26 protein-coding genes are annotated in these 25,863 nt (G+C 58.9%); 15 read left to right on the top strand and 11 right to left on the bottom strand.

Translation table 11 applies throughout. The features are described from left to right. Nucleotides 1-147: 147 nt before the first annotated feature. The 4 genes from OHJ17_RS19960 to ampH form a co-directional block, all read right to left on the bottom strand. Nucleotides 148-1,866, bottom strand: a complete 1,719-nt coding sequence (locus OHJ17_RS19960; protein ID WP_032432648.1) for a bifunctional ornithine lipid synthase OlsF — start codon at nt 1,864-1,866, stop codon at nt 148-150. 180 nt (nt 1,867-2,046) lie between these two features. Then, nucleotides 2,047-2,538: an REP-associated tyrosine transposase gene (locus OHJ17_RS19955; RefSeq protein ID WP_004178721.1), complete on the bottom strand. Its 492-nt coding sequence runs from the start codon at nt 2,536-2,538 to the stop codon at nt 2,047-2,049. 255 nt (nt 2,539-2,793) lie between these two features. Beyond that, nucleotides 2,794-3,768 carry a porphobilinogen synthase gene (gene hemB / locus OHJ17_RS19950; RefSeq protein ID WP_002890201.1) on the bottom strand — a complete coding sequence of 325 codons (975 nt, stop codon included), beginning with the start codon at nt 3,766-3,768 and terminating at the stop codon, nt 2,794-2,796. A gap of 106 nt (nt 3,769-3,874) precedes the next feature. Then, a complete protein-coding gene (gene ampH / locus OHJ17_RS19945; RefSeq protein ID WP_004178722.1) occupies nt 3,875-5,035 on the bottom strand; it encodes a D-alanyl-D-alanine-carboxypeptidase/endopeptidase AmpH in 1,161 nt (386 codons plus the stop codon). Nucleotides 5,036-5,253: 218 nt separating this feature from the next. Here ampH and OHJ17_RS19940 point away from each other — a divergent pair, with 218 nt between their 5' ends. From OHJ17_RS19940 to OHJ17_RS19930, 3 genes are all read left to right on the top strand, one after another. Further along, nucleotides 5,254-5,766, top strand: a complete 513-nt coding sequence (locus OHJ17_RS19940) for an isochorismatase family protein (RefSeq protein ID WP_072143249.1) — start codon at nt 5,254-5,256, stop codon at nt 5,764-5,766. A gap of 117 nt (nt 5,767-5,883) precedes the next feature. Beyond that, nucleotides 5,884-7,104: a peptide antibiotic transporter SbmA gene (gene sbmA, locus OHJ17_RS19935; RefSeq protein ID WP_002890204.1), complete on the top strand. Its 1,221-nt coding sequence runs from the start codon at nt 5,884-5,886 to the stop codon at nt 7,102-7,104. An 18-nt stretch (nt 7,105-7,122) separates the two neighbouring features. Then, the gene (locus OHJ17_RS19930; RefSeq protein WP_002890207.1) at nt 7,123-8,229 is read left to right on the top strand and encodes a DUF1615 domain-containing protein; all 1,107 of its coding nucleotides are present in this window, start codon (nt 7,123-7,125) and stop codon (nt 8,227-8,229) included. Here OHJ17_RS19930 and OHJ17_RS19925 read toward each other — a convergent pair. Continuing rightward, entirely contained in the window at nt 8,226-8,528 is a 303-nt protein-coding gene (locus OHJ17_RS19925) for a YaiY family protein (protein ID WP_002890210.1), read from the bottom strand. The two genes, OHJ17_RS19930 and OHJ17_RS19925, sit on opposite strands and share 4 nt — an antisense overlap. Nucleotides 8,529-8,780: 252 nt before the next feature. Between OHJ17_RS19925 and OHJ17_RS19920 the strand changes: the two genes are divergently transcribed. Beyond that, entirely contained in the window at nt 8,781-8,984 is a 204-nt protein-coding gene (locus OHJ17_RS19920; RefSeq protein WP_002890215.1) for a DUF2754 family protein, read from the top strand. A gap of 32 nt (nt 8,985-9,016) precedes the next feature. On the opposite strand, the gene ddlA is transcribed toward OHJ17_RS19920, so the two are convergent. After that, nucleotides 9,017-10,114 (bottom strand): D-alanine--D-alanine ligase, encoded by a 1,098-nt coding sequence (gene ddlA / locus OHJ17_RS19915; protein ID WP_004151348.1) that lies wholly within the window; start codon nt 10,112-10,114, stop codon nt 9,017-9,019. Nucleotides 10,115-10,213: 99 nt separating this feature from the next. Here ddlA and OHJ17_RS19910 point away from each other — a divergent pair, with 99 nt between their 5' ends. The 5 genes from OHJ17_RS19910 (at nt 10,214) to OHJ17_RS19890 (ending at nt 14,754) form a co-directional block, all read left to right on the top strand. Further along, nucleotides 10,214-10,897, top strand: a complete 684-nt coding sequence (locus OHJ17_RS19910; protein WP_004151347.1) for an extensin-like domain-containing protein — start codon at nt 10,214-10,216, stop codon at nt 10,895-10,897. Between the two features lie 169 nt (nt 10,898-11,066). Next, nucleotides 11,067-12,266 carry a multidrug efflux MFS transporter gene (locus tag OHJ17_RS19905; protein WP_002890219.1) on the top strand — a complete coding sequence of 400 codons (1,200 nt, stop codon included), beginning with the start codon at nt 11,067-11,069 and terminating at the stop codon, nt 12,264-12,266. A gap of 298 nt (nt 12,267-12,564) precedes the next feature. Further along, nucleotides 12,565-12,825: an anti-adapter protein IraP gene (iraP, locus tag OHJ17_RS19900; RefSeq protein ID WP_002890221.1), complete on the top strand. Its 261-nt coding sequence runs from the start codon at nt 12,565-12,567 to the stop codon at nt 12,823-12,825. An 89-nt stretch (nt 12,826-12,914) separates the two neighbouring features. Further along, nucleotides 12,915-14,345 carry an alkaline phosphatase gene (phoA, locus tag OHJ17_RS19895; protein ID WP_032432650.1) on the top strand — a complete coding sequence of 477 codons (1,431 nt, stop codon included), beginning with the start codon at nt 12,915-12,917 and terminating at the stop codon, nt 14,343-14,345. A 91-nt stretch (nt 14,346-14,436) separates the two neighbouring features. Continuing rightward, entirely contained in the window at nt 14,437-14,754 is a 318-nt protein-coding gene (locus OHJ17_RS19890; RefSeq protein ID WP_032432652.1) for a PsiF family protein, read from the top strand. A 67-nt stretch (nt 14,755-14,821) separates the two neighbouring features. Here the strand turns inward: OHJ17_RS19890 and proC are convergent, their stop codons facing one another. Continuing rightward, nucleotides 14,822-15,631 carry a pyrroline-5-carboxylate reductase gene (gene proC, locus OHJ17_RS19885; RefSeq protein ID WP_002890227.1) on the bottom strand — a complete coding sequence of 270 codons (810 nt, stop codon included), beginning with the start codon at nt 15,629-15,631 and terminating at the stop codon, nt 14,822-14,824. Between the two features lie 116 nt (nt 15,632-15,747). Between proC and OHJ17_RS19880 the strand changes: the two genes are divergently transcribed. After that, nucleotides 15,748-16,206, top strand: a complete 459-nt coding sequence (locus OHJ17_RS19880; RefSeq protein WP_002890230.1) for a YaiI/YqxD family protein — start codon at nt 15,748-15,750, stop codon at nt 16,204-16,206. Here the strand turns inward: OHJ17_RS19880 and OHJ17_RS19875 are convergent. Further along, nucleotides 16,203-16,913, bottom strand: a complete 711-nt coding sequence (locus OHJ17_RS19875) for a DUF2076 domain-containing protein (RefSeq protein WP_002890273.1) — start codon at nt 16,911-16,913, stop codon at nt 16,203-16,205. The genes OHJ17_RS19880 and OHJ17_RS19875 overlap by 4 nt on opposite strands. A 328-nt stretch (nt 16,914-17,241) precedes the next feature. Here OHJ17_RS19875 and aroL point away from each other — a divergent pair, with 328 nt between their 5' ends. The 4 genes from aroL to ppnP all read left to right on the top strand — a co-directional run bounded on the left by aroL (nt 17,242) and on the right by ppnP (nt 19,331). Further along, nucleotides 17,242-17,775, top strand: coding sequence for a shikimate kinase AroL (gene aroL / locus OHJ17_RS19870; protein ID WP_002890276.1), 534 nt, complete (start codon nt 17,242-17,244; stop codon nt 17,773-17,775). A 71-nt stretch (nt 17,776-17,846) separates the two neighbouring features. Next, the gene (locus OHJ17_RS19865; protein ID WP_002890278.1) at nt 17,847-18,038 is read left to right on the top strand and encodes a YaiA family protein; all 192 of its coding nucleotides are present in this window, start codon (nt 17,847-17,849) and stop codon (nt 18,036-18,038) included. Nucleotides 18,039-18,288: 250 nt separating this feature from the next. Then, nucleotides 18,289-18,969 carry an AroM family protein gene (locus OHJ17_RS19860; RefSeq protein ID WP_072196906.1) on the top strand — a complete coding sequence of 227 codons (681 nt, stop codon included), beginning with the start codon at nt 18,289-18,291 and terminating at the stop codon, nt 18,967-18,969. 77 nt (nt 18,970-19,046) lie between these two features. Next, on the top strand, nt 19,047-19,331 hold the full coding sequence (ppnP, locus tag OHJ17_RS19855; protein ID WP_002890284.1) for a pyrimidine/purine nucleoside phosphorylase: 285 nt from the start codon (nt 19,047-19,049) through the stop codon (nt 19,329-19,331). Between the two features lie 71 nt (nt 19,332-19,402). Here ppnP and rdgC read toward each other — a convergent pair whose 3' ends face one another. After that, the gene (rdgC, locus tag OHJ17_RS19850; RefSeq protein WP_002890285.1) at nt 19,403-20,314 is read right to left on the bottom strand and encodes a recombination-associated protein RdgC; all 912 of its coding nucleotides are present in this window, start codon (nt 20,312-20,314) and stop codon (nt 19,403-19,405) included. A 91-nt stretch (nt 20,315-20,405) separates the two neighbouring features. Here rdgC and mak point away from each other — a divergent pair, with 91 nt between their 5' ends. Then, nucleotides 20,406-21,320, top strand: a complete 915-nt coding sequence (gene mak / locus OHJ17_RS19845; protein ID WP_002890286.1) for a fructokinase — start codon at nt 20,406-20,408, stop codon at nt 21,318-21,320. Between the two features lie 73 nt (nt 21,321-21,393). Here the strand turns inward: mak and sbcC are convergent, their stop codons facing one another. Together sbcC and sbcD are read right to left on the bottom strand one after the other, a co-directional pair. Then, the gene (sbcC, locus tag OHJ17_RS19840) at nt 21,394-24,531 is read right to left on the bottom strand and encodes an exonuclease subunit SbcC (protein ID WP_023300788.1); all 3,138 of its coding nucleotides are present in this window, start codon (nt 24,529-24,531) and stop codon (nt 21,394-21,396) included. Further along, a complete protein-coding gene (gene sbcD, locus OHJ17_RS19835) occupies nt 24,528-25,733 on the bottom strand; it encodes an exonuclease subunit SbcD (protein ID WP_032432655.1) in 1,206 nt (401 codons plus the stop codon). The genes sbcC and sbcD overlap by 4 nt, the downstream gene beginning before the upstream one ends. Between the last annotated feature and the right edge of the window lie 130 nt (nt 25,734-25,863).

Raw genomic sequence — 25,863 nt, 5'->3', positions numbered from 1 at the left:
GCCGGTTAAGGCATCAGCCGCGAGCCGCGGAGAACATTGCCCGCTGCTTTCCGGAGGCGGCGCCTGACGCGCCTTTTCCGGGCTACCGATCCGTCGGAAACGGTAGCCCGGCTAAGGCGCAACGCGCCGCAAGCCGGGAAAAAGCGTTTATGCCGATTTTTGCGCACCCAGATGCGCGCCAATATAGCGCTGATAGCGGTTCGCTTTCAGATAGGTCAAATCCACCAGCACCAGACCATCCACGCAGTTGTTGAAATCCGGGTCGCTGCCGAAATCGATAAACTGCACGCCGCCCGGCTCGCACACTTCCGAGTACTGCTTATACAGCGGGGGGATCGCGCAGCCGAGGTTGCCGAGCAGGGACTTCAGCCGGGCCAGGTCGTCGCTGTAATCCTCCCCGCCAAACTGCGCCAGCACGTCGGGCAGCGACGCCGGATAAGGGCGACGCGACTCCGCCAGCGGATGCGTCGCCGGGAACCACATCCGGTAGAATGCCACCAGCAGATCGCGGGCGGCGGGCGGCAATCCGCCAGAAATCGACACCGGACCAAACAGATAGCGATAGTGCGGATAGCGCGCCAGATAAGCGCCGATGCCGGACCACAGGTAGTCCAGCCCGCGACGCCCCCAGTAGCGCGGCTGGATAAAGCTGCGCCCCAGCTCAATGCCGTGCTGCAGGACATCGTCCATCCGCCCGTCGTAATGGAACAGACTGTAACTGTAGATCCCCTCCAGGCCGCGCTTTGCCAGCTGGATGGCCGTCGGCATAAAGCGGTAAGCGCCGACGATCTCGAGGTCTTCTTCATCCCACAGGATCAGATGCAGATAGTCGTCGTCATACCCGTCGATATCCCGCCGTTTGCCGCTGCCTTCCCCGACCGCGCGGAAGGCGATTTCCCGCAGGCGTCCCAGCTCGCGCAGCAGCGGCGCGTCCTCCTGGCCGTTGCGCTGCCAGAGGTAAATCACTTTACCATCGGCGGTGCGGCCCAGGCATTCGGCCTTGTGCAGTTCGCGTTTGAGCAGCGCCCGGTCTTCCGGACGGGCGATAGCGCTTTCGGTTTTAAACCGCCCCGGCAGCCCTTTGCGCAGCTGTTCAAGGTGCTGATAGCAGCGGCCGGTAAGCTCGCGAGCGCTGGACTGGGCATCGAACCAGTTCGACCAGGGGATCTGCTGGCCGATACGCACCGGCAGGCTGCTGTTGCGCCGGCGAAACATCTGCTGCATCAGCAGGAGCAGCGGCAGGTTGTCTGATATCAGCGTGCTGGCGTAAAACAGGGCGCTGTTGCGGGCGTTAATCCACGCCGGCAGCAGCGGGGCACGGTATTTTGCCGCCAGCTTAATAAAGCCGGAGTGCCATTTTTTATCGCGGATGCCGCGACGGGTGAGGCGGGAGACTTCCCCCGCCGGGAAGAAGATCAGCACCCCGCCGGCCTGCAGCTGCTGGTCCATCTGCTGCAGCGCCGCTTTAGCGGTGCGGCCATGAATATTATCTACCGGGATAAACAGCGAGCTCAGGGGCTCAAGGTGGGTGAGCATGCGGTTGGTGACCACTTTGACATCGCGGCGCACGCGGGATACCGCATACAGGAGCGCCAGGCCGTCGAGGGTGCCGGTGGGGTGGTTGGCGATAATGACCAGCGGGCCATATTCGGGGATTTGTTCGAGATCGTGCGCCGGGATGGCGCAGCGGATATTGAGGTATTCCAGCACCTGTTCGACCGTATCAAGCCCCTTCAGGTGGCGATGACGATCGGCAAATTGTTGAAACTCTTCCTCATGAAACAGCTTTTTTAACAGTTTCTTTTGCCAGGGGGCGGGCCTCGCCTGAGGCCACAGGTCATCGAGTACGTTGTCGAGACTAAACATAGTGGCTCCTCCTCCGTCCTGCCCAGACAGTAGAAGGTGGAGATGTCGTTCAGATTACAGTTGGGTGAAGTTTCGGTCGCAGCAAGCGAGGTTCCCCGGATAGCGGCGCAAGCGCCTTATCCGGGCTACGGTTGGCGCCGATTTGTAGCCCCGGTAAGCGTCAGCGCCACCGGGGAGAGGCTATCGGCGTTCACCGCAGCTAAGATCAAAGCTATCGCCAGCCCAATTTGGGGGATATAGCCCGCGCTGGACATCGCGATGAAAGGTTGAAAATGGCCAATCGATCACCCGGGTGACCCAGCCATGCTTAAGTGGATTGATATGGATGTAATCAACGTGTCGGCGGTAATCATCTTCATCGCGTATGGCATGCTCCCAGAAGCGCGGTTGCCAGAGGGGTTGTCGTTTTAACGTTCTGCTAAAACAGCCTTTGATATCTCTCCAGCGTGAAGAAAAATCGTCATCATTATGAGGTAGTGTCCAGATGCAATGCAGATGTTCAGGCAACACCACCCAGGCATCAATAATAAAGGGGCGATGTTGTTTAACAACGGCGACAGAGTAGCGCAATAATTCTATGTTTTCAGTTAGGTGCATGCTTCTACGGTCTTTAAGGTTAACAGTGAAGAACCAGGTTCCCCCCTTAATGTAATAACGTCGATAAGCCACCACAGGATCTCCTGGAATTCGGTATTTATGATGTGGTTTAACACGTTAGAAGGCGAAATCCGGTACGCCAAGGAGAAGGCGCAGAAGGTGGAAAGCGGCGCGCAAAGTTTTAGCTACAGATATTGGTTAGCGCCTGTCCCCGGATAGCGGCGCAAGCGCCTTATCCGGGCTACGGTGTGGTGGTCGCGATAAATACAGCGCACCGGAGATGAGGTTTGGTAGCCCCGGTAAGCGCAGCGCCACCGGGGAGGGGCGGGTTTAACGGAGGATCTTTTTCTCGGCCAGATCGAGGGCGAAATAGCTGAAGATCAGGTCGGCGCCTGCGCGTTTGATAGCGCCGAGGCTTTCCAGAACCACTTTCTCTTCATCGATAGCGCCCGCCTGGGCAGCAAATTTGATCATCGCGTACTCACCGCTGACCTGATAGGCGCCGAGCGGCAGATCGCTGCGTTCGCGGATATCGCGCAGTATATCCAGGTAGGCGCCAGCCGGTTTCACCATCAGGCAGTCGGCGCCCTGGGCTTCATCGAGCAGCGACTCGCGAATGGCCTCCCGGCGATTCATCGGGCTCATCTGATAGGTTTTCCGATCGCCCTTCAGCGCGGTACCGGCCGCTTCGCGGAACGGACCGTAGAAGGAAGAAGCGAACTTGGTCGAGTAGGACATGATCGCCGTATTGGTGAAGCCGGCGGCGTCCAGCGAGCGGCGAATCGCCTGCACCTGACCGTCCATCGCGGCGGAAGGAGCGATGAAATCCGCCCCCGCGGCGGCGGCGACAACGGCCTGTTTGCCGAGGTTTTCCAGGGTCGCGTCGTTATCCACCCCGTGGTCGCACAGCACGCCGCAGTGGCCGTGGGAGGTATATTCGCAGAAGCAGGTATCGGACATGACGATCATCTCCGGCACCGTGGACTTACAAATCCGCGACATACGCGCCACCAGACCATTTTCATTCCAGGTATCGCTGCCGGTGGCATCGGTGTGATGAGAAATACCAAAGGTCATCACCGAGCGGATCCCGGCGTTGGCGATGCGTTCGATCTCGCGCGCCAGATATTTTTCCGGAATGCGCATCACGCCGGGCATGGCCTCTATCGCTTTGTAATCATCAATTTCTTCTTCAACAAAGATCGGCAACACCAGGTCGTTCAAACTCAGTGTTGTCTCTTCAAACAGGGCGCGCAGCGCAGCGGATTGACGCAGGCGGCGGGGGCGAGTGATTAAATCTGTCATGGTTTGCCTGATTTTGTGAAATGAAAGACGATAGTGTAACTGAAATGGCAGCGGGATGTTTCGCCAAAACGATCGTTATGGCGCATCGGCGAAACCTTCCCCGGGCTTACTGGCTGGCCGTCTGCATGTTGGGCTGTGCGCCGCTCAACTCGCTGACCAGGTCGTTGATGCCATCGCTCATATTGTTGAAGCGGGTTAACGGCGAGCGGGTTACCACCACAAAGGCGCCAACGTTAGCCTGCGGATTCATCGCCATATAGGTGATAAACCCGCCGCCGCCGCCGGTTTTCTGAATAATCCCCGGATGGCCGTTCTTCGGCTTCATATACACCCAGCCGAGGCCCAGCGCGTCTGCGCGGCCCGGCACGTCCATACCAATCACCCGGGTCAGCTGGTTACGCTGATAAATCAGCGTCTGCATCCGGTCGGCCTGCTGGCTGCGGGTATAGAAATCGGATGACAGGAACTGCTGCATCCAGCGCATCATATCCCCCGGCGTCGAGTAGACTCCGCCGCTGCCGATCGCCGCCAGGGTGTTGTTGCATGGGCTGGCGCCTTTTTCCGGGATCATCAGCCGCTGGCACTGATCCGGTGACGGGGTAAAGGTGGTGTCCTTCATCCCCAGCGGCCGGGTGATCTGCTCTTCAAACAGCTGCGGATACGGTTTGCCGGCGGCGGTGGAGAGCGCGTCCGCCAGTAAATCGAAGGCCAGGTTGGAGTAGGCCGCCTGCGAGCCCGGCGCGGTCTTCAGGGTCGCGGTAGAGAGCCAGTTCCAGCGCTGCTGGCGGGTCGGCCAGACAAACACCGGACGATGAGCGGCGCCGCCAGGCTGCTCGCGCGGCAGGGCGCTGGTATGGGTCGCGAGGTTAACCAGGGTGATTGGTTTTCCCTGCCAGTCAGGCACCCGGGCGCCCGGCGGGGCGTATTTACTCAGCGGATCGTTGAGTTTCACCACCCCCTGGTCGAGCAGCTTCACCAGCATCTCGCTGGTCATCAGTTTGCTGAGGGAGGCGATACGGATCACCGAGTCGAGCTGCGGGTGCTGATTATTCCCCGGGCGGGTTTCGCCAAAGCTGCGAAAAACACGCTGATTGCCATCGATAACCACCAGCGCCATGCCGGTGGCGCCGCTGCCGTAGTAGATATGATTGGCGTAACGATCGACCACATCCGAGGCGAAAACCGGGTCAACGGTAGGCTGTGCGGCCTGCACCGAGGTCCACGACGCCGCGCACAGCGCAGCAAAAATGAGCAAACTACGTTTCAACGGAGATCATCCATTAAATAAATAAAAAGAAGAGGGTATTTATACTACGAAGTGGCGCAGAACAAAGCGGGATTCACGACATTCCTGCAGGAAAAAGGTAACGGTGCGTAAAAAAGACTTTTTTACGCTTTCGGATACCGGCTTTTTTCGCCGGCGCGTATGATGACCGTTTGGCTGAAGGTTCATGGGAGAGAACAATGACGGCTCAACGGGTAGTGATGGTCGTGGATATGCAAAACGGCGTGTTCGCCACGCCGCGTCTGGCGCGCGAGCGCTGCGTCGCGCAAATTAATCGTCTGGTGCGCGCGGCGGACAAGGTTATTTTCATTCAGCATGATGAAGCCGGCGGCCTCGAAGCCGGCAGCGAAGGCTTCGCCCTGCTTCCTGAGCTGGAGCAGCCGGCTGGCGCGCTGTATGTCACCAAAACCGCCTGCGATGCCTTCTATCACACCTCGCTGGCGCAGGTGTTGGACGAACACGACATTCAGCAGTTCGTCATCTGCGGTTGCGCCACCGACTACTGCCTCGATACCACCATTAAAAATGGCGCCAGCCGCGGGTACGGTATTGTTATCGCGGAAGATGCCCACACCACCGCCGACCGCCCCGCCGCGCAGGCCGCGACGCTTATCGCCCACTACAATGAGGTGTGGCGTACGCTGACCATTCCTGGCAATCCTTTACAGGTGAAACCCACAGAAACAATTCTGCACGCATGGCAGCAGAACTAAGCTGTTGATATCCGGTCTTATCATTCGTCTGTCCCGCGAGGGCTCATCCACGCGGCGGCCGACGTATGCGTCGTACACAGCAATAGCAGAACGATAAGAAGTTAGCAGGAGACAATGATGTTTAAATCTTTTTTCCCCAAACCGGGGCCGTTTTTTATTTCTGCCTTTATCTGGTCGCTGCTGGCCGTGATCTTTTGGCAGGCGGGCGGCGGCGACTGGCTGCTGCGGGTCACCGGGGCATCGCAAAATGTGGCGATCAGCGCGGCGCGCTTCTGGTCGCTCAACTATCTGGTGTTCTACGCTTACTATCTGTTTTGCGTCGGCGTGTTCGCGCTGTTCTGGTTTGTCTACTGCCCGCACCGCTGGCAGTACTGGTCGATTCTCGGCACCTCGCTCATCATCTTCGTCACCTGGTTTCTGGTAGAAGTCGGGGTGGCGATCAACGCCTGGTATGCGCCGTTCTACGACCTGATCCAGAGCGCGCTGGCCACCCCGCATAAGGTCAGCATCAACCAGTTTTATCAGGAAATCGGCGTCTTTCTCGGCATCGCGATCATCGCGGTGATTATTGGCGTGATGAACAACTTCTTCGTCAGCCACTACGTCTTCCGCTGGCGCACGGCGATGAACGAGCACTATATGGCCCACTGGCAGCATCTGCGCCATATCGAAGGCGCCGCGCAGCGTGTGCAGGAAGATACCATGCGTTTTGCTTCCACCCTCGAAGATATGGGCGTGAGCTTTATCAACGCGGTGATGACCCTGATCGCCTTCCTGCCGGTGCTGGTGACGCTCTCCGAACATGTTCCCGACCTGCCTATCGTCGGCCATCTGCCGTATGGCCTGGTGATTGCCGCTATCGTCTGGTCGCTGATGGGTACCGGCCTGCTGGCGGTGGTGGGGATTAAGCTGCCGGGCCTGGAGTTTAAAAACCAGCGCGTGGAAGCGGCCTATCGTAAAGAGCTGGTTTATGGCGAGGACGATGAAACTCGCGCCACGCCGCCGACGGTGCGCGAGCTATTCCGCGCGGTGCGTCGCAACTATTTCCGTCTCTATTTCCACTATATGTATTTCAATATCGCCCGCATCCTCTATCTGCAGGTGGATAACGTTTTCGGCCTTTTCCTGCTGTTTCCGTCGATCGTTGCCGGTACGATTACCCTCGGGCTGATGACGCAAATTACTAACGTCTTCGGCCAGGTGCGCGGCTCGTTCCAGTACCTGATCAGCTCGTGGACAACTCTGGTGGAACTGATGTCCATCTACAAACGTCTGCGCAGTTTTGAACGCGAGCTGGACGGCAAACCGCTGCAGGAAGCGATCCCGACATTACGTTAATCAAGACAAGGAAGCATAATGGCCGCACGTTTATCGCGCATTATTCCCGTTTCATTGACGCTGCTGGCGGCCATGGCGCTGAGCGCCTGTACCAGCCAGCAGGCTCCGGCGCTGAAAGAGGGCGAGAAGCCTGTTGACGTGGCGTCGGTGGTGCGGCAGAAAATGCCGGCCAGCGTCAAGGATCGGGAGGCCTGGGCGCAAGCCATCGCCACCGCGTTTGACAGCCAGAAGCTGGCGCCGACGGAAGAAAACGTCTGCTCGGTGCTGGCGGTCGCGCAGCAAGAGTCTAACTATCAGTCCGATCCGGTGGTGCCGGGGCTGAATAAAATCGCCTGGCAGGAAATTGACCGCCGGGCGGAAAAAATGCACATTCCGCCGTTTCTGGTCCATACCGCGCTGAAGATCACCTCGCCAAACGGTAAAAGCTATAGCGACCGTCTGGACAATGTGAAGACGGAAAAGCAGTTGAGCGCCATTTTTGATGACTTTATCGGGATGGTGCCGATGGGGCAGAAGCTGTTCGGTTCCCTTAACCCGGTGCACACCGGGGGGCCGATGCAGGTCAGCATTGCTTTTGCCGAGCAGCACACCTCCGGCTACCCGTGGAAAATGAACGGCACGGTGCGCCAGGAGGTCTTCAGTCTGCGCGGTGGCCTGTGGTTTGGCACCTATCATCTGCTGAACTATCCGGCCAGTTATAGTGCGCCATTGTACCGCTTTGCCGACTTCAACGCCGGCTGGTATGCCAGCCGTAACGCCGCCTTCCAGAACGCGGTGGTGAAAGCCAGCGGGGTAAAACTGGCGCTCGACGGCGACCTTATCCGCTACGACAGCGAGGAGCCGGGCAGCACCGAGCTGGCGGTGCGTCGCCTGGCGAGCCAGCTGGGGATGAGCGACAGCGAGATCCATCGTCAGTTGAAAAAGGGCGACAGCCTGGCGTTTGAGAAGACCGATCTCTATCAGCAGGTTTTCCGTCTCGCCGAGAAAAAGACGGGCAAAACCCTGCCGCGGGAGATGTTGCCAGGGATCCAGCTGGAGAGTCCAAAAATCACCCGAAATCTGACGACGGCGTGGTTTGCGAAACGGGTTGATGAGCGGCGGGCAAACTGTATGGCGCGGCGTTAACGGCGCTGACGCCAGCGCACGATAAGCGCCAGTACCCCGATGAACGTGCAGCCGATCAGGAAAGGGATCAGACCAAAGAGGGTACCCACGGCGAGGCTGATGTCGACTTGCGGACGGCTGGCGTCCTGGGCTTGCATCAGGCGTTCAAATACCCCCGGGGCGTGGATCAGCATGCTGAGCATCTGCGCGCCGGCCCAGCAGCAGATCAACACGAACAGCCCGTAGGCGACATGGCTGCCGGTCAGCGCGCCCCTTTTTTTATTTCCCAAAAGCGATTTTGAAAAACTGAATTCAGCCATAGGCCCTCCCACATCTGCGCTGCTGGTTTTTTCTCCAGCTCTATGTCAGGTATTCTGGCAGTCAGGGGCCATCATCAGTATCAGATTGCTGGTAATTGCCGTCCAGGAATAATCCTGTTTTCGCCGTTGTGTTAACCGCGCCACAGGAGCACAAAAGGGAGAGCGGCGTCGCAATCCAGCAACATTCTCCATATCGCTACAGACCGCCGCGGGCGGCTATGCGAAGATGCGTTTTTTGCTGTTGGAGGCCGCATGAAGCTCACTGATAAAATTCGCCGCGATTGGCACTACTACGCCGTGGCGCTGGGGTTGATTTTTATTCTTAATGGCGTGGTGGGGCTGCTGGGGTTTGAAACACAGGGGTGGCAATCCTACGCCGTCGGTCTGATCACCTGGGTCATTAGCTTCTGGATTGCGGGCTTTGTGATCCGCCGCCGCCCGGCAGAAGAGGCCTGAGGCCGCCGCTGCCAGGCGGGGTAAAACGCGTTTTAGTTCATGGAGGTTTTCAGCGCCCGGTCCGCGGCATGGCGCTCCAGCGCCAGCTCAATCAGGCGGGTGATCAGGCTGGTGTAGTCGAGACCGCTGGCCTGCCACAGCTTCGGATACATGCTGATGTTGGTAAAGCCCGGCAGGGTGTTGATCTCGTTGATCACCACCTCGTTGTCGGCGGTGAGGAACACGTCGACACGAGCCATGCCGCTGCAGCCCAGGGTCTGGTAGGCCTGCACCGCGATAGCGCGAATTTTGTCGTTGATCTCAGGGGCGATAGCGGCCGGGACTACCACCTGCGCGCCCTGATCGTCGATATACTTGGTGTCGTAGGCGTAAAACTCGCTGTTGAGGACGATTTCACCGCAGGTGCTGGCCTGCGGGTGGTCGTTACCCAGCACCGCACACTCAATTTCCCGCCCTTTAATGCCTTGCTCCACCACCACTTTATGGTCAAATTCGAAGGCCAGGGCCACCGCCTGATGGTACTGCTCTTCGTTTTTAACTTTGCTGACGCCAACCGACGAGCCCTGATTAGCCGGCTTAACGAACAGCGGCAGGCCAAGCTTCGCTTCGACATCGGCAAAGCTGAACTGCGCGCGGTTGGCGCGGGTGAGTGTGATAAACGGGGCGACGGCGAGCCCGGCGTCGCGCAGCAGACGTTTGGTCACGTCTTTGTCCATACAGGCTGCAGAGCCCAGCACATCGGAGCCGACGAACGGCAGATTCGCCATGCGCAGCATCCCCTGCAGGGAGCCATCTTCACCCAGCGTGCCGTGGACGATCGGGAAAATCACATCGATGGCCGCCAGCGGTTGGCCGCTTTCGGCGTTAATCAGCTGCTGCGCTTCGCGGCCCGGGATCTGCGCCAGAGTCACCGTGGAAGGGCGCAGGGCAATGCGGGCAGGATCCTGTGCGTTGAGCAGGTAGTTGCCGGCGTCGTTGATGTGCCACAGCCCCTGTTTATCAATACCCAACAGAACCACATCGAAGCGCGATTTATCAATCGCTTCCACGATATTCTTCGCTGACTGCAGCGACACTTCATGCTCCGCCGACTTGCCGCCAAAAACGATCCCAACCCTCATCTTTGCCATTTCAACTTCCATCCAGATAACATCAAAGGGCATAACATACCATGTGAAACCGCTGCCTGGCTGCCATAATATTTACCTGATCAATTGACGGGAGTGGGCGTGAGAGGAAAGACGCTGCTGGTGCTGGCCGGGCTGCTCGGCGCGGGCCTGTTGGGATACCGCAATCTGCCGCCGCACCTGAATCCGCTGGCGCCGCTGGCGCTGGACGATCCCCCGGGCTGGCTGACGTCGTTTAAGCTGCGCAGGCTGACGGCAGACCAGTGCGCCTCCCTGCTGGCGGAAGCCAATCGCCGGCGGCTTATCGCCAGCCGGCCGGTGGCCGACAGCGAGGGAAGCTGCCCTCTGCGTAACGTGGTGCGGGTGGCGAATTTTGGCTCGGTGCAGCTGAGCAGTAGTTTTCTCGCCAGCTGCCCGCTGGCGCTGAGCAGCGCGCTGTACATCGAGCAGCAGGCGAAGCCGCTGACCCGGCAGCTGATGGCGAGCGATCTGCGTCAGATCGATCATCTCGGCAGCTTTGCCTGCCGCAATATTTACCATCGTCAACAGGCGCGGCGCAGTGAACACGCCACGGCGGACGCGCTGGACGTCAGCGGTTTCCGTCTGGCGGACGGTAGACGCGTTAGCGTCCTGCAGGGCTGGCGGAGCGAGACTTCGCGCCCCTGGCTGGCGGCGCTGTTGAGCAGCAGTTGCCATTACTTCGGTAACGCGCTGGGGCCAGAGTACAACGCGGCTCACGCCAACCATTTTCATTTCGGCATGCGCGGGCAGGGCTTCTGCTTTTGAGCATAAAGCGCTATGAGCAGCCTAAATGACCAGAAAATGCTTCGTCAGGCTCTCATCCGCAGCCATAAAACACCAAACTCACCGCCAGCGCATCTATGGTAGTACACCAGTGGGATGAAATTGCTAAGCTAGATAATAATTGGCAAATCATTAATGAATACGCGTAGTTATGGAATCCTGGAAGGTTAATCTCATCTCCGTCTGGTTTGGTTGCTTTTTTACCGGCCTGGCGATCAGTCAAATTCTCCCCTTTTTACCCCTCTACGTCTCCCAGCTCGGCGTCACCTCGCATGAAGCGCTATCGATGTGGTCGGGGCTGACCTTCAGCGTCACTTTTCTTGTCTCGGCGATCGTCTCGCCAATGTGGGGAAGCCTGGCGGACCGTAAAGGCCGCAAGCTCATGCTGCTGCGCGCCTCGTTGGGGATGGCGATTGCCATTTTACTGCAGGCTTTCGCCACCAACGTCTGGCAGCTGTTTATCCTGCGGGCGATCATGGGCTTAACCTCCGGTTATATCCCCAACGCCATGGCGCTGGTGGCCTCCCAGGTGCCGCGCGAGCGCAGCGGCTGGGCGCTAAGCACGCTGTCGACGGCGCAAATTAGCGGGGTGATCGGCGGTCCGCTGCTGGGCGGTTTCCTGGCGGACCACGTCGGGCTGCGGATGGTCTTTTTTATTACGGCGATCCTGCTGACCATCAGTTTTCTGGTGACCCTGTTTCTGATTAAAGAGGGCGTTCGCCCGCAGGTCAGCAAAAGCGAGCGTCTCACCGGGAAACAAGTCTTTGCCTCTTTGCCCTATCCGGGGCTGGTGATCAGCCTGTTCTTCACCACCCTGGTGATCCAATTGTGCAACGGCTCAATCGGCCCGATTCTGGCGCTGTTTATTAAGTCGATGGCGCCGGACAGCAACAATATCGCTTTTCTGGCCGGGATGATCGCCGCGGTGCCCGGCGTGTCGGCACTGATTTCTGCGCCACGGTTGGGTAAGCTTGGCGACCGCATCGGCACCTCGCGGATCCTGCTGGCGACGCTCTGCTGCGCGGTGGTGATGTTCTTCGCCATGTCCTTTGTCACCACCCCGCTGCAATTGGGTACGCTGCGTTTTCTGCTCGGCTTTGCCGATGGCGCGATGCTCCCGGCGGTGCAGACCTTATTGCTGAAGTACAGCAGCGACAGCGTCACCGGGCGTATCTTTGGCTATAACCAGTCGTTTATGTATCTGGGCAACGTCGCCGGGCCGCTAATTGGCGCCTCTGTGTCAGCCATGGCCGGCTTCCGCTGGGTGTTTATTGCCACCGCCATTATCGTTTTCATTAACCTCTGGCAGCTGGCGTGGATGCTGCGCCAAACCCGCCGGGCTAACGCCTGAACCTCTGCTGACGGTATTTATTGCGATACCGTCAGCATTATTCGCCTCAGCGGATTTACTATTACTTTTTGTTATCGTCATGGCGTGAACGCTATTCCATTTTATTATTTTCCAGGCAATCTGGTTATAAGCAACCCCGGTCATGATTAAACAATACTATTTATAGTGGTATTTTATTGTGGTAAAACGTTTCGCTGTATATTGGGTGTTGCGATGATTCTTAATTTAAGTAATTCTGAGGTCCGTCATCGCGTATGACATCCCAATCAAAACAGGCCTCGCATAAGGAACTGGTGCTATGAAGAATCTCATTGCTGAGTTACTGGTTAAACTGGCGCAAAAGGAAGAAGAAGCAAAGGAACTGACGGTGCAGGTTGAAGCGCTGGAGATCGTGGTCACCGCATTATTGCGCCATATGGAGCATGATGCCCAGCAGGCATTGATTCAGGATATTGAACAGGCGATTGACCAGGTGACCCCCTGTCCGCCGGTCAACGACCATGATGCGATGCTGTTGCAGCAATATCTAAAGAAGCTGTTGCGGCATCCTCGTAGCTAGTCTTTGTGACACGACAAGGATGCCGTCATTTTTCTGTCATCTCCCTTTTATAAAGTCTCCCTCGTTTTGTTTTTTTAAGTATTTTTTACATGGAGATGACAAAAGTGAAATTAAGCGCCCTGTTTATTGCCCTGATTCCTCTACTGGGCTCGCCGGTTATTCATGCAGAAACTACTGCTGCGCCGGTTCTGGAAAATCGCGCTGCGCAGGGAGATATCACCACTCCTGGCGGCGCGCGTCGTTTAACAGGCGATCAAACCGAAGCGCTGCGCGCCTCGTTAATCAATAAGCCAGCTAAAAACGTTATTTTGCTGATTGGCGATGGCATGGGTGATTCGGAAATTACCGCTGCGCGAAACTATGCCGAGGGGGCGGGCGGTTTCTTTAAAGGAATTGATGCTCTGCCGTTAACCGGGCAGTACACGCACTATTCGCTGGATAAAAAAACCGGGAAACCGGACTACGTGACCGACTCGGCGGCCTCCGCCACCGCCTGGACCACCGGCGTGAAGACTTATAACGGCGCGCTGGGCGTCGATATTCATGAGAATGCGCATCAGACCATCCTCGAGCTGGCGAAAGCGGCGGGGCTGGCCACCGGCAACGTTTCCACCGCCGAGCTGCAGGACGCCACCCCCGCGGCGTTGGTAGCGCATGTGACATCGCGTAAATGCTACGGCCCGACGGTCACCAGCGAAAAATGCCCCAGCAATGCGCTGGAAAAAGGGGGCAAAGGCTCCATTACCGAACAGCTGCTGAACGCCCGACCGGATGTCACCCTGGGCGGCGGCGCGAAGACCTTTGCCGAAACGGCGACGGCGGGCGAGTGGCAGGGCAAAACCCTGCGCGAGCAGGCGCAAGCGCGCGGCTACCAGATTGTGACCGACTCGGCTTCTCTTGCCGCCGCGACGGAAGCCAGTCAGGATAAACCGCTGCTGGGACTCTTTGCCGATGGCAATATGCCGGTACGCTGGGAAGGGCCGAAGGCGTCTTATCACGGTAATATCGATAAGCCGCCGGTGACCTGTACGCCAAACCCGAAGCGTGACGCCTCGGTGCCGACGCTGGCGCAAATGACGGAGAAAGCGATTGACCTGCTGAGTCGCAACGAGAAAGGTTTCTTCCTGCAAGTCGAAGGCGCGTCCATCGATAAGCAGGACCATGCGGCCAATCCGTGCGGCCAGATCGGCGAAACGGTTGATCTTGACGAAGCGGTGCAGAAGGCGCTGGAATTCGCGCGAAAAGACGGTAATACCCTGGTGATCGTCACCGCCGACCATGCGCATGCCAGCCAGATCATCCCGGCGGATAGCAAAGCCCCGGGGCTGACCCAGGCTCTGAACACGCACGATGGCGCGGTGATGGTGATGAGCTACGGCAACTCTGAGGAAGAGTCGATGGAGCACACCGGCACCCAACTGCGCATTGCGGCCTACGGTCCGCATGCGGCTAACGTCGTCGGCCTGACCGATCAGACCGACCTGTTCACGACCATGAAAGCTGCCCTGAGTCTCAAATAAGTCGCTGCCGGTGGCGAAATTGCGTCACCGGCTGGTTTTTTTTCTATCTGCGTCCAGACTTACAACGTTCCACTCACAGAAGGATGGTGCGATGAAAATAACTTTATTGATGACCCTACTGTTTGGCTTGATCTTTATCAGCGCGGTTGGCGCGGCAGAAAAAAGGCCCACTCCTCAGCAGCAAAGGATGACGGACTGCAATCAGCAAGCGTCAGCCAAAATGCTGAAAGGTGAGGAGCGCAAAACCTTTATGAGCCAGTGTCTGAAAAAAGAGACCACGACCTCGCAGGGAAAGGCGCTCACCCCTCAGCAGCAGAAAATGAGCGACTGCAGCAAAGCGGCCACGGCGAAATCACTGAAGGGCGATGAACGCAGTACCTTCATGAGTAGCTGCCTGAAGAAAGCCTGAAAAAAAGGGAGCGCACGCGCTCCCTTGTTCTTTAACCTCTCAGGGCTTGAAGCCCGCCGGCTCAGCTTCAGGAGCGGCTCAGTTTCTCTGATTTTTCCATACACTGGGTGATGGCTTCGATTACCGCCGAGCGGAACCCTTTCTCTTCCAGCACGCGCACGGCTTCGATGGTGGTCCCGCCAGGGGAACAGACCATATCTTTCAGCGCCCCTGGGTGTTCTCCGCTCTCCAGCACCATTTTGGCGGAGCCCATCACCGCCTGGGCGGCGAATTTATAGGCCTGAGCGCGCGGCATTCCGCCGAGGACGGCGGCATCGGCCATCGCTTCGATAAACATAAAGACATAGGCCGGCGCCGAACCGCTTACCCCCACCACCGGATGGATCATCGGCTCGGCAATTTGCTCCGCCTGGCCAAAGCAACGGAAAATAGTCAGCACTTCGGCAACATCTTCGCTGCTCACCAGGGCGTTAGGCGTGACGGAGGTCATACCGGCGTTAACCAGCGACGGCGTATTCGGCATCGCGCGAATGATTTTGCGATCGTGGCCAAGGGCGCGCGCCAGCTGCTCAAGCGTAACGCCGGCGGCGATAGAGACCACCAGCGACTCTTTATTCAGGCTGGAGGCGATATCGCCCAGCACTTTGGTCATGATCCCCGGTTTAACCGCGCCGAAGACGATATCGGCAATCTGCGCCACTTCCTGGGCACTGCTGGCGGCGTTGATGCCATACTGGTCGCGCAGAGCTGCAACCTTGTCCGGCGACGGGGTGTAGACCCAGATTTGTCCCGGCTGTACCTGACCGCTGGCGATCAGCCCGCCCAGAATGGCCTTACCCATATTGCCGCAGCCGATAAAGCCAATTTTCTTATCCATCACCATTCCCCTCTGCTTTTTTCGTTACGATCTGATTAGCTTACCATCCTGGTGCTTTCCTGGGGGAGAAAAGCAGGTAACATTGGCGTCACTTATTGCAGGTACCAGGAGCTGGCATGGCCATTTGGGTGGATGCGGACGCGTGTCCGAACGTGATTAAAGAGATTTTGTTCCGCGCGGCAGAGCGGACCCAGACTCCGCTGACGCTGGTGGCGAACCAGCCGCTGCGCGTGCCGCCGTCGCGTTTCATCCGCACCCTGCGGGTTGAGCAGGGTTTTGACGTGGCGGATAACGAAATCGTTCGTCAGTGCGCGGCGGGAGATTTAGTGATCACCGCCGACATCCCGCTGGCGGCGGAGGTGCTGGCGAAGGGCGGGGCGGCGCTGAACCCGCGCGGGGAACGTTACAGCGAGGCGACGATCCGCGAGCGGCTGACGATGCGGGATTTTATGGAGACATTACGGGCCAGCGGCGTTCAGACCGGCGGCCCGGATAGTTTATCGCAGCGCGATCGGCAACAGTTTGCCGCCGAGCTGGAGAAGTGGTTGCTGGCGGTTAAGCGTCGCCAGGGTTAAACCCAGCTATCGTCATCGCTGCCAAAATCATCGTCGCCAAAGCCGGCGTCGAAGTCGTCGTTCCAGGTATTGTCGGCAAGGAACTGATCGTCTCCCTGGCGGAACGGATCGTCACCTGCGGTGGTGTCCTGCGCGATGCTGTCCTGCGCGGAGGCGGCATCAGGCTGCGGCTTCTCTTCGATGATATTGACGATCTCCTGCGGGTGCGAGCCGCTGAACATATTGGTCAGCATATTGCCCAGCACCACGCCGCCTGCCACGCCAGCGGCCGTTTGCAGCGCGCCCGCCATAAAGCCGCCGCCGCGTGCGGCAGCCTGCGGGGCATAGTTCTGCTGCGGTGGTGGCGTATACTGCGGCTGAGCGCTGGCCTGCGGGCGACCATATTGCTCCGCGCCCGGGATAGGGTCAGAACCGCGTGACGAGCCGCCACCGCCAAACAGGCCAGAGAGGAAGCCGCCGCTGCTGGGCTTTGCCGCCTGCAGTTGGCTGACCTGACTCTCCAGCGCCTGGATGCGATCGTTAAGCTGTTTAATCGCGGCTTCCTGGATAAGAATGGTTTGCGCCATATAGTAGGGGGCCGCCGGCTGCGCGCTCACGTGTTGGGCAATCCGCTCCTCGGCGCTGGCATCGCGCGATGCGCTGTGCGCCTCAGCCTCTTTCAGCCGGGAAAACAGTCCATCAATAAGGCGTTGTTCTTCAGATTGCATGTTACATTCCTCTGTCACACTGTCGAATAGGCATCAGGGTGCTTCTGAAACATGATGTTGTAAATATGTTGCTTCGTAAAGCTATGCATAAATGTGTTACCGTTTACGCCAGCGGTGGATAAAAAATAACGCCAAGCGGAAAGTAAAGCTGGTTAAACACTAAATGCAATGATAAGTTTACATTAATAGCCCCTCTTCTCACCGTGGTAATGGGGTGTAAAGAAGTTGTGTAATTTTTTCTTTACGTATGCATTGCGGGACAGACAGCGATAATACGTGCTTTCGTTTTCATTTTTTTGCGACAGACGGAACCAGGGGGTCTTCGGTTATGACACAGCCTATCTTTCTTATTGGGCCACGCGGCTGCGGTAAAACCACCGTCGGCCATGCGCTGGCGCGAGCGCGGCATTTTCAGTTCTCCGATACCGATCATCGGCTACAGGCCCATGAGCAGCGGACGGTGGCTGAGATCGTGCAGGCGGAAGGGTGGGCGCGTTTTCGCGAACTGGAGACCCTGTCGCTGAAGGCCGTGACCCTGCCGAATACGGTAATCGCCACCGGCGGCGGTATTGTGCTGGCGGAAGGTAACCGTCAGTTTATGCGGGAGAATGGCGTGGTGATTTATCTGCAGGCCTCGGTGTCGGCGCTGATTGACCGTCTGGAAGCCTACCCGAAAGCCGAACAGCGGCCGACGCTGACCGGAAAACCGGTGCGCGAGGAAGTGGGCGAGGTGCTGGCGCAGCGCGAAGCGTTATACCGGGACGCTGCCCACCATATTGTGGATGCCACGGCCTCGCCGGATCGGGTGGTGGAGCAGATTATGTCCATGCTATGCAGCGCGACGGCAACCCCGGTAAGTTAAGAATTTACTTACATTAAGGCGGCGAGGGGCGCCTATACTTAATAGTTCTGCTACCAGAAGAAGGAAGAACTATGCCAAACAGGCCCCCATATCCGAGAGAAGCGCGCGTGGTTGCGGTAGAGAAAGGTCCTCAGGGTCAGACGGTGACCTGGTATCAGCTCCGTGCGGATTATCCTGAGCCTGATTCGCTTATCAGCGAACATCCTACCGAGCAGGAAGCCGTGGATGCCAAACGGCGTTATGAAGATCCTGACAAGTCGTAACCCCCTGAGCCCGAATTGCCCGCCATGCTGGCAATATCGGGCGTATCTCACATTTTTTATTTATCAGTCGTACTAATGAATATCTAACACACGGATTTTTCAGGCACGGCGCCGCCGCCCGGCAATCTTTACATTCAACCGCGGCGTGGAGCTGCTACGCTTCTCGACGGTTGATTTTTACTCACCAGGGGGGCGGATGCTGTGTGTGGAAAGCCTGTGTTGAAGCAGTGGTTGTGAAAAGGTACATGATATGAGTAGTGCAACGATGGCAATTTTGACCATCGGCGTTGTGCCGCTGGCGGGAGTATTGCCGCTCCTGACCGAACATATCAGGGAAGAACAGATCGCCCACATCAGCCTGCTGGGCGAGATGACGCCTGACGAGGTAATGGCCGAGTACGCCGTAGGTGACGGCGAGAAAGGACTCCTGACCTTGCTCAGTAATAACCAGTTGGTGATGGTGTCGCGACAGAAAATTGAACGCGATGTCCGCAGCGCGATCGCGATGCTGGATCGACAACATTATGATGTGATCCTGCTGCTCAGCTCCGAACAGCTGACCGGTTTTACCACCCACCACGCGATCCTCCTCGAGCCGCAGCGGATCATCCCGCCGCTGGTGGCATCGATCGTCGATGGGCACCAGGTAGGGGTGATCGTGCCGGTGGAAGAGATCATGCCCATGCAGCGGCAAAAGTGGCTCTCGCTGGAAAAGCCGCCATACTACGCGCTGGCCAATCCGTTTACCGGCAGCGACAGCGAGCTATTAACCGCCGGCAAAACGCTGCTGGAGCAGGGCGCCGACGTGCTGGTCCTCGACTGTCTCGGTTACTATCAGCATCATCGCGATGTGTTACAAAAAGCCCTCGATGTTCCGGTTTTGCTGTCGAATGTGCTGGTTTCCCGACTGGCGGCAGAACTATTGGTCTAATGTGTTAATTTCGCGTGACAGGGGCAAGGAGCGCCCCCTATATTGAGCCTTTAACCGACGATCAGAAGGGCTTGTTTATGCTTCAAAGCAATGAATACTTTGACGGAAAAGTGAAATCCATTGGCTTCACCAGCAGCAGTACCGGTCGCGCCAGCGTTGGCGTGATGGCGGAAGGGGAATACACCTTTGGTACGGCGCAGCCGGAAGAGATGACGGTAGTCAGCGGGGCGCTGAATGTCCTGCTGCCGGGTGAGACTGAGTGGAAAGTTTACGCTGCCGGCGAAGTTTTCAATGTGCCAGGCAACAGCGAATTTCATCTGCAGGTGGCTGAGCCAACCTCTTATCTGTGCCGCTATCTGTAAGCCAGCGTGACGCCCGGCGTCTGCCGCCGGGTTGTTTTTTCCTTCCTGCCCGGCAGGAAGGAAAGCGGCGCTTAGCGCTGCGCTTCGCCGCCGAGCCCTTCCACCAGGCTTTGGATCAGGGCAGCCAGCTCGCCGGTCATTAAGATAAAGTCGGCGTCAAAGCGCTGGGCGAAATCTTCCCGATCGATATCTTCGTTTTGGTCGCGCAGTTCATCGCAGAACTTGAGGCGCTTAATTGACGCGTCGTCGCAGATCACAAACTGAATACGCTGCTGCCAGTCCAGCGCCAGCTTGGTGACGACCTTCCCGGCCTCAATGTGTACAGCGATTTCGTCGCTAACCAGATCCTGCTTCTTGGCGCGGATCACGCCGCCATCTTCCAGCATCGCTTTCAGCTCGGCTTCGTCCAGCAGCTGGAAGCCCTGCGCCACGGTGCCGGAGCGGACCCACTCGGTCAGCGTTAGCTCAATCGGATTCTCCAGGGTCAGCGGCACCACCGGCAGCGAGCCGAGGGTTTTACGCAGCAGGGCCAGAGTATCTTCCGCTTTCTTCGCGCTGGCGCAGTCGACCATGATCAGGCCGTTGACGGTGTCGATCCACATCATTGTCTGGCTGAAGCGGCTGAAGGCGCGCGGCAGTAGCGAGTGCAGCACTTCATCTTTCAGGGAATCTTTCTCGGTCTTCTTCAGCTTGCGGCCCTGATCGGCTTCCAGCTTCTGGATCTTTGCCTCCAGCGCCTGCTTAATCACCGGCGACGGCAGGATCTTCTCTTCTTTACGCGCGCAGATAATGATCTGGCCGTTTGCCGTATGCGTCAGCGCGTCGCTGTGCGATCCCATCGGCGACACCCAACCGGTTTTCGCCATATCCTGGCTGCCACAAGGGGTAAATGTCAGCTCGGCCAGCTGTTTTTCCATCTCCTCGGCGCGCAATTCGATATCGCGGCTGAGACGGTAAACCATTAAATTTTTGAACCACAGCATGATAATTTCCACGGCTTTGTCGTTAAATCAGGCGGGCATGATAGCGAATTGTCGCTATGCTTGCATTGTTAATCGGGGTGAGGAGCTGAGCGTGCGTATTGGTATTGATTTAGGTGGAACAAAAACCGAAGTGATAGCCCTGAGCGACCAGGGAGAGCAGCTGTTTCGCCACCGGTTACCCACGCCGCGGGAGGACTACCGGCAAACCATCGAGACCATCGCCACCCTGGTGGCGATGGCCGAGCAGGCGACCGGACAGCAGGGTACCGTGGGGATGGGCATTCCTGGCTCAATTTCGCCTTATACCGGGGTGGTGAAAAACGCCAACTCGACCTGGCTCAACGGCCAGCCCTTTGATAAGGACCTCAGCCTGCGCCTTGAGCGGGAAGTCCGGCTGGCTAACGATGCCAACTGTCTGGCGGTGTCGGAAGCGGTGGACGGCGCGGCGGCGGGGGCGCAAACGGTATTCGCGGTGATTATCGGCACCGGCTGCGGCGCCGGGGTGGCGCTCAACGGGCGGGCGCATATCGGCGGCAATGGTAACGCTGGCGAATGGGGACATAACCCATTGCCGTGGATGAACGACGATGAGCTACGCTACCGTGCGGAAGTCCCTTGCTACTGCGGCAAACAGGGGTGTATCGAAACCTTTATCTCCGGCACCGGTTTCGCCACCGACTATCAGCGGCTGAGCGGCAAAGGGTTAACCGGCAGCGAGATTATGCGCCTGGTGGGAGAAGGTGACGAAAAGGCTGAACTGGCGCTGAGCCGCTATGAACAGCGGCTGGCGAAATCGCTGGCCCACGTGGTGAATATCCTCGACCCGGACGTTATCGTGCTGGGCGGCGGGATGAGTAACGTCGAACGACTGTATCAGACGGTGCCGGACCTGGTGAAGCAGTGGGTCTTCGGCGGCGAGTGTGAAACGCCGATCCGCAAAGCGATGCACGGCGACTCCAGCGGGGTACGCGGCGCGGCCTGGCTGTGGCCGCTCCAGGGGACCTGAACCGCTTCCCCGCCCCCTAACCCTCTCCCGAGGGAGAGGGTTAGGGGGCGGGGACATCGCCATAATTCAGACCTCACTCCACCGCAAACGCTTTGTCCAGCCGGCTATAGCCCAGGCCGTTAATCTTCTTCACTTTGATCTGCACCGGAATGCGGTCTTTCATCGCCTCCACGTGGCTGATCACCCCGATAATCTTACCGCTGGCGTTAAGGGCATCCAGGGCGTCCAGCGCCGTGTCCAGCGTTTCGCTGTCGAGGGTGCCGAAGCCTTCATCAAGAAACAGGGAGTCAATCCGCGTCTTATGGCTCACCAGGTCTGACAGCGCCAGGGCCAGCGCCAGGCTGACGAGGAAACTTTCGCCGCCGGAGAGGGTGCGGGTGTCGCGCACGGCGTCGGCCTGCCAGGTATCGACAACCTCCAGCTCCAGCGCCTCGCTGGCCTTGCGCTGTAGCAGATAGCGGCCATGCAGGCGGTTGAGCTGCTGGTTTGCCAGCCAGACCAGATTATCCAGCGTCAGCCCCTGGGCGAATTTGCGGAACCGGTCGCCGGTGCTGGAGCCGATCAGCGAATTGAGATAGCCCCAGTCGTCCGCCAGCTGCGCCGCCTCTGCAATCTGCTGCCCCAGCGCCTGCTGCTGTTGACGGCTCTCTGCGTCCTGCCTGAGCTGCTGGCGGATCTCACCCTGGCGGGTAGTGTTATCCCGCAGCCGCTGGGCCAGGGCGTGCAGCTGGGTTTGCAGGGTGGGGACGTCAGCGTCCACCCCTTGCGGACGCAGCGCCAGGTGCGCCTCATGTTGCCGGGTCGCCTGCTCGCAGAGCGCGGCCGCCTGCTGAAGCTGCTGCTCCAGCGTCTGTTTTAACTGCGTCAGCCGCTGGGCGGTCTCGTCATCCAGCAGCGCGGCGAGGAACGCCTCCCGATCGCTAAAGCGGCTGGCGGCCAGGGCGGAGGTGAATTGCGCCTGCGACTGGTCCAGACGCGCCTTTTCCTGGGTTTCCTGCTGCTGCTGGGCGACAAGCTGGCTGTGCAGCGACAGGCATTCCTCGTGGATTTCGCGCCAGTTGTCCGGGATGGCCGACTCAGCTTCAACCTCTGTCTCGTCGCTGGTCGGCAGCGTCTCCAGCAGTGGCCGCAGAGCAGCGATTTGCTGCTGAATGGCATCATGTTGGGTCTGTTGCGCCTGCCACTGGGCAAATTCGCTTTCGCGAGCGTGCAGCCAGGCGGCTTCTGTCCCTTCTGCCGGCAGGCTCAGGGCCAGGGCCTGCAGGGCGCTCTCCAGTCCCTGGCGCGTGGCCGCCAGCTGCTGCTCGGCCTGGCGCTCCAGCGCCTGCTGATCGTTAAGCTGACTCTGCAACATCAGGCGCTGGCTGAGCTGATAGAGCTGCTGCTCGTAGCGCTCCTGCTCCTGCATCCAGTCGTTTATCTCTTGCGCAATATCCCGCGTGATGTGCAGAGAGGCGCAGGTCTCCTGCCACGCTTTAGTAAGCGCTTGCTCTTCCTCTGCGAGCCGCCCGGCCGCTTCGGTGTCACGCTGAAGCTGTTGCGTCAGGGCCTTGACCTGCCCGAGGATCAGCAGGCCTTCTTCTTTCAGCGCGGCGACCTCCTTTTCCAGCGCATCGCGGCGGCGCTGATTATCTGTGAGCGTCAACGAGGCGTATTGTTCAATCGCCGGGTGTTCACAGGCGCCGCACAGCGGACAGGGCTTACCCGCCTCGAGCCGGTCGCGGTAGCTTTCCAGGTCTTTAATCGTTTCTTCCCGTTGGCAGAGCGCCTTCAGGTCGAGATAGTGCTGGTTTTTGTCTTTATATTGTTCCCGGCGCAGCGTCAGGGTAGCGTTAAGTTTTACCTGCTCCGCCTGCGCCTGCTGGACGCTCTCGGCGTTCTGGCGCAGACGCTTGCGCAGCAGCTGATGCTGCTCATGCAGGGAGAGCAGGCGCTGGCGCAGCGGCCGCGATTGGGTTTGCTGTTCTATCGCTGCGGCAACGTCATCCGCGCTCAGGGTGAGAGGGCTGGCTGGCAGCGTGGCCAGCTTCTGGCGTAGCGCGGCCAGGCGGGTGCTCTGAGCCGTTAGCTGTTGTTTATCCCGCGTCAGTTGCGAGAATTGCGCTCGCCAGCCGGCGATCTCCTGACCCCATAAGCGGAAACGCTCATGGGCGGCCAGCCACTGCGCCAGATCGGCCAATTCAGCCTGACGCTGCTGCTGAGCGCGCAAGGCGCCCTGGCGGATGCGCGCGCGCAGCGCCGTGCTGGCAAGTAAGCGAGCATTTACTTCACTGATCCGCTGCCGGGTTTGCGCCAGGCCTGCCGTCTGCTCCTGCTGGCGCTCCCACAGGGGACGCAGTTGGGCGGCGGGCTGGGCCAGCTCAAGCTTCGCCAGCGCCGGGGCGGCGTCCGCCAGCGCCTGGCGGGCCTGCTGCTGCCGGGTGGCGGCCTGCTGCTGCTGCTGCGCCAGCTCGTCGCGGCGGGTCAGCCACTGGAGCTGCTGCTGCTGGCTCTGCTGCTGGGCCAGCAGGGCTTTTTCTTCGTCAGTAAGTACCTGCAAACTTTCCTGCAGCGCCTGCTGCTGGGCCTCCGTCAACAGGACGATGCCCGCCGCCTGGGCTTCGAACTTCTCCAGCGCGTGGCGAGCGGCTTTGTGCTGTTCGTAGACCATGGCTGAAATCTGGCCGTAGATTTCCGTGCCGGTCAGCTCCTCCAGCAGCTCCGCGCGATCGCTCGGCTTCGCGTTCAGGAAGGCGGCAAATTGCCCCTGGGAAAGCAGCATCGAGCGGGTGAAGCGGCCATAGTCGAGGCCGGTAAGCGTCGCGGTTTGCTCCAGCTTGTCCGAGACTTTATCGGCGAGGATTTTGCCGTCAGCGCAGCGCGCCAGCTCGACGCGGGGCGCCTGCAGATTGCCATCCGGCTGGTTACGGGCCCGGTTCTGGCTCCAGAAAGCGCGGTAGGCGATGCCTTTTACTTCAAACTCGACCTCCGCCAGACACTCGGCGGTATCGCGGGTCATCAGGTCGTTTTGCGACTGGGAGACCTTGTTCAGGCGCGGCGTCTCATGATAGAGCGCCAGGCAAATGGCATCGAGCAGCGTGGTTTTCCCGGCCCCGGTGGCGCCGGTAATGGCGAACAGGCCATTGCTGGCGAACGGCTCGGCGGTAAAGTCTATCTTCCATTCCCCTTTCAGGGAGTTGAGGTTTTTCAGACGCAGACTGAGGATTTTCATGCGTTTTCATCCTCCGCGGTGAGCGTATGCACCGTATGGGCGAACAGCTCATGCAGCCGGGCGCGCTTCATATCGTCAATTTCGGTCAGCGCCAGCCGGCGCTCGAAAACCTCCTCCACCTTCAGTTCACTGAGCGTCTCCCGCTGGGCGTTGAGCAGTATTTTCTCGCGCTGCTCGCGGCTGCGGCGCACCAGCAGCACTTCCACCGGCAGATCCTCCGTTAGCGCCTGAATATGCCGCTGAATATCGTGCAGATAGTCCTCGGTGGTGATTTCGATATCCAGCCACACCGGCGGGTCCTGCTCGACGCCGCGCCACTGCTCCAGCTGGGCGGTGATGGCGGCCAGATCGCCTTTGATTACCGCCAGAGGCTGGGTCACGGGCACCTCCAGGGTTTCCACGGCGCTAAGTCGCCCCTCGCTAAAGCTCACCAGATGCACCGATTTCGCTTTGCCGGTTTCATCGAAGCTCAGCGGCAGCGGCGAGCCGCTGTAGCGGATATGCTCGCAGCCGCCGACCATCTGCGCCCGGTGAATATGGCCCAGCGCAATGTAGTCGGCAGGGGGGAAGTGTTGTGCCGGAAAGGCATCCAGTGTGCCGATGTAAATGTCGCGGACGGCATCGCTTTTGCTGGCGCCGACGGTGGTCAGATGGCCGCTGGCAATGATGGGCAGCGGCCGATAGCCGCGCAGCGCGCAGGCCTGCTGATACTGCTCCTGATAATAGCCGCTGATGGCGTGCAGCAGCTGCTGCTGTTTTTCCCGACCGGAGTGACCGGCCTGGCTGGTCACCAGCTCGCGCGGGCGTAAAAACGGCACCGGACAGAAGATGGCGCCCGGCGTGCCGTCGCGCAGCGGCAGCTCAATAGGCGCGTAGCCGGCGTTCGCCACCACGGTGGTGTGTAAAAAGGCGAGGATATCGCGGGATTCATTGAGCATCGCCACCGAGTCGTGGTTGCCCGCCAGCACCACCAGGCGACAGCCGGTCTGCTGCAACTGGACGACGAAACGGTTATACAGTTCGCGGGCGTAGCTCGGCGGCGAGCCGGTATCAAAAATATCGCCAGCCACGATAATGGCGTCGACTTCATGCTCCTGCGCGCGGTCCAGTAGCCAGGTAAGAAAAGCGTCGTGTTCGGCCGCGCGGCTTTTGCTGTAAAAATTCTGGCCCAGGTGCCAGTCGGAGGTGTGAAGGAGGCGCATAAATCTTCCCTAGCGAAAAAAGCATGGGCGGCAGTATACCACTTGTTAGTGAGGGGTAAGTCCGCGTCGTGCTTCAAAATACCCGATCATCAGACGGTCATTTTTTTCATAAATCTGTCACAAAAGTGAC

Origin of the sequence: Klebsiella sp. KP20-425-1 (genome assembly GCF_025813515.1) — a bacterium.
Taxonomy (GTDB): Bacteria; Pseudomonadota; Gammaproteobacteria; order Enterobacterales; family Enterobacteriaceae; genus Klebsiella; species Klebsiella pneumoniae.
The sequence above is the reverse complement of the archived record's forward strand: the minus strand, read 5'-3'. Positions and strand labels throughout refer to the sequence as shown.

What these genes read in the sequence shown, in the direction of transcription:
- OHJ17_RS19960 (WP_032432648.1), bottom strand. Translation starts at nt 1,866, where the DNA reads ATGTTTAGTCTCGACAACGTACTCGATGACCTGTGGCCTCAGGCGAGG.
- hemB (WP_002890201.1), bottom strand. Translation starts at nt 3,768, where the DNA reads ATGACAGATTTAATCACTCGCCCCCGCCGCCTGCGTCAATCCGCTGCG.
- OHJ17_RS19940 (WP_072143249.1), top strand. Translation starts at nt 5,254, where the DNA reads ATGGTCGTGGATATGCAAAACGGCGTGTTCGCCACGCCGCGTCTGGCG.
- sbmA (WP_002890204.1), top strand. Translation starts at nt 5,884, where the DNA reads ATGTTTAAATCTTTTTTCCCCAAACCGGGGCCGTTTTTTATTTCTGCC.
- OHJ17_RS19930 (WP_002890207.1), top strand. Translation starts at nt 7,123, where the DNA reads ATGGCCGCACGTTTATCGCGCATTATTCCCGTTTCATTGACGCTGCTG.
- OHJ17_RS19925 (WP_002890210.1), bottom strand. Translation starts at nt 8,528, where the DNA reads ATGGCTGAATTCAGTTTTTCAAAATCGCTTTTGGGAAATAAAAAAAGG.
- OHJ17_RS19920 (WP_002890215.1), top strand. Translation starts at nt 8,781, where the DNA reads ATGAAGCTCACTGATAAAATTCGCCGCGATTGGCACTACTACGCCGTG.
- ddlA (WP_004151348.1), bottom strand. Translation starts at nt 10,114, where the DNA reads ATGGCAAAGATGAGGGTTGGGATCGTTTTTGGCGGCAAGTCGGCGGAG.
- OHJ17_RS19905 (WP_002890219.1), top strand. Translation starts at nt 11,067, where the DNA reads ATGGAATCCTGGAAGGTTAATCTCATCTCCGTCTGGTTTGGTTGCTTT.
- iraP (WP_002890221.1), top strand. Translation starts at nt 12,565, where the DNA reads ATGAAGAATCTCATTGCTGAGTTACTGGTTAAACTGGCGCAAAAGGAA.
- phoA (WP_032432650.1), top strand. Translation starts at nt 12,915, where the DNA reads ATGGAGATGACAAAAGTGAAATTAAGCGCCCTGTTTATTGCCCTGATT.
- OHJ17_RS19890 (WP_032432652.1), top strand. Translation starts at nt 14,437, where the DNA reads ATGAAAATAACTTTATTGATGACCCTACTGTTTGGCTTGATCTTTATC.
- proC (WP_002890227.1), bottom strand. Translation starts at nt 15,631, where the DNA reads ATGGATAAGAAAATTGGCTTTATCGGCTGCGGCAATATGGGTAAGGCC.
- OHJ17_RS19880 (WP_002890230.1), top strand. Translation starts at nt 15,748, where the DNA reads ATGGCCATTTGGGTGGATGCGGACGCGTGTCCGAACGTGATTAAAGAG.
- OHJ17_RS19875 (WP_002890273.1), bottom strand. Translation starts at nt 16,913, where the DNA reads ATGCAATCTGAAGAACAACGCCTTATTGATGGACTGTTTTCCCGGCTG.
- aroL (WP_002890276.1), top strand. Translation starts at nt 17,242, where the DNA reads ATGACACAGCCTATCTTTCTTATTGGGCCACGCGGCTGCGGTAAAACC.
- OHJ17_RS19865 (WP_002890278.1), top strand. Translation starts at nt 17,847, where the DNA reads ATGCCAAACAGGCCCCCATATCCGAGAGAAGCGCGCGTGGTTGCGGTA.
- OHJ17_RS19860 (WP_072196906.1), top strand. Translation starts at nt 18,289, where the DNA reads ATGAGTAGTGCAACGATGGCAATTTTGACCATCGGCGTTGTGCCGCTG.
- ppnP (WP_002890284.1), top strand. Translation starts at nt 19,047, where the DNA reads ATGCTTCAAAGCAATGAATACTTTGACGGAAAAGTGAAATCCATTGGC.
- rdgC (WP_002890285.1), bottom strand. Translation starts at nt 20,314, where the DNA reads ATGCTGTGGTTCAAAAATTTAATGGTTTACCGTCTCAGCCGCGATATC.
- sbcC (WP_023300788.1), bottom strand. Translation starts at nt 24,531, where the DNA reads ATGAAAATCCTCAGTCTGCGTCTGAAAAACCTCAACTCCCTGAAAGGG.
- sbcD (WP_032432655.1), bottom strand. Translation starts at nt 25,733, where the DNA reads ATGCGCCTCCTTCACACCTCCGACTGGCACCTGGGCCAGAATTTTTAC.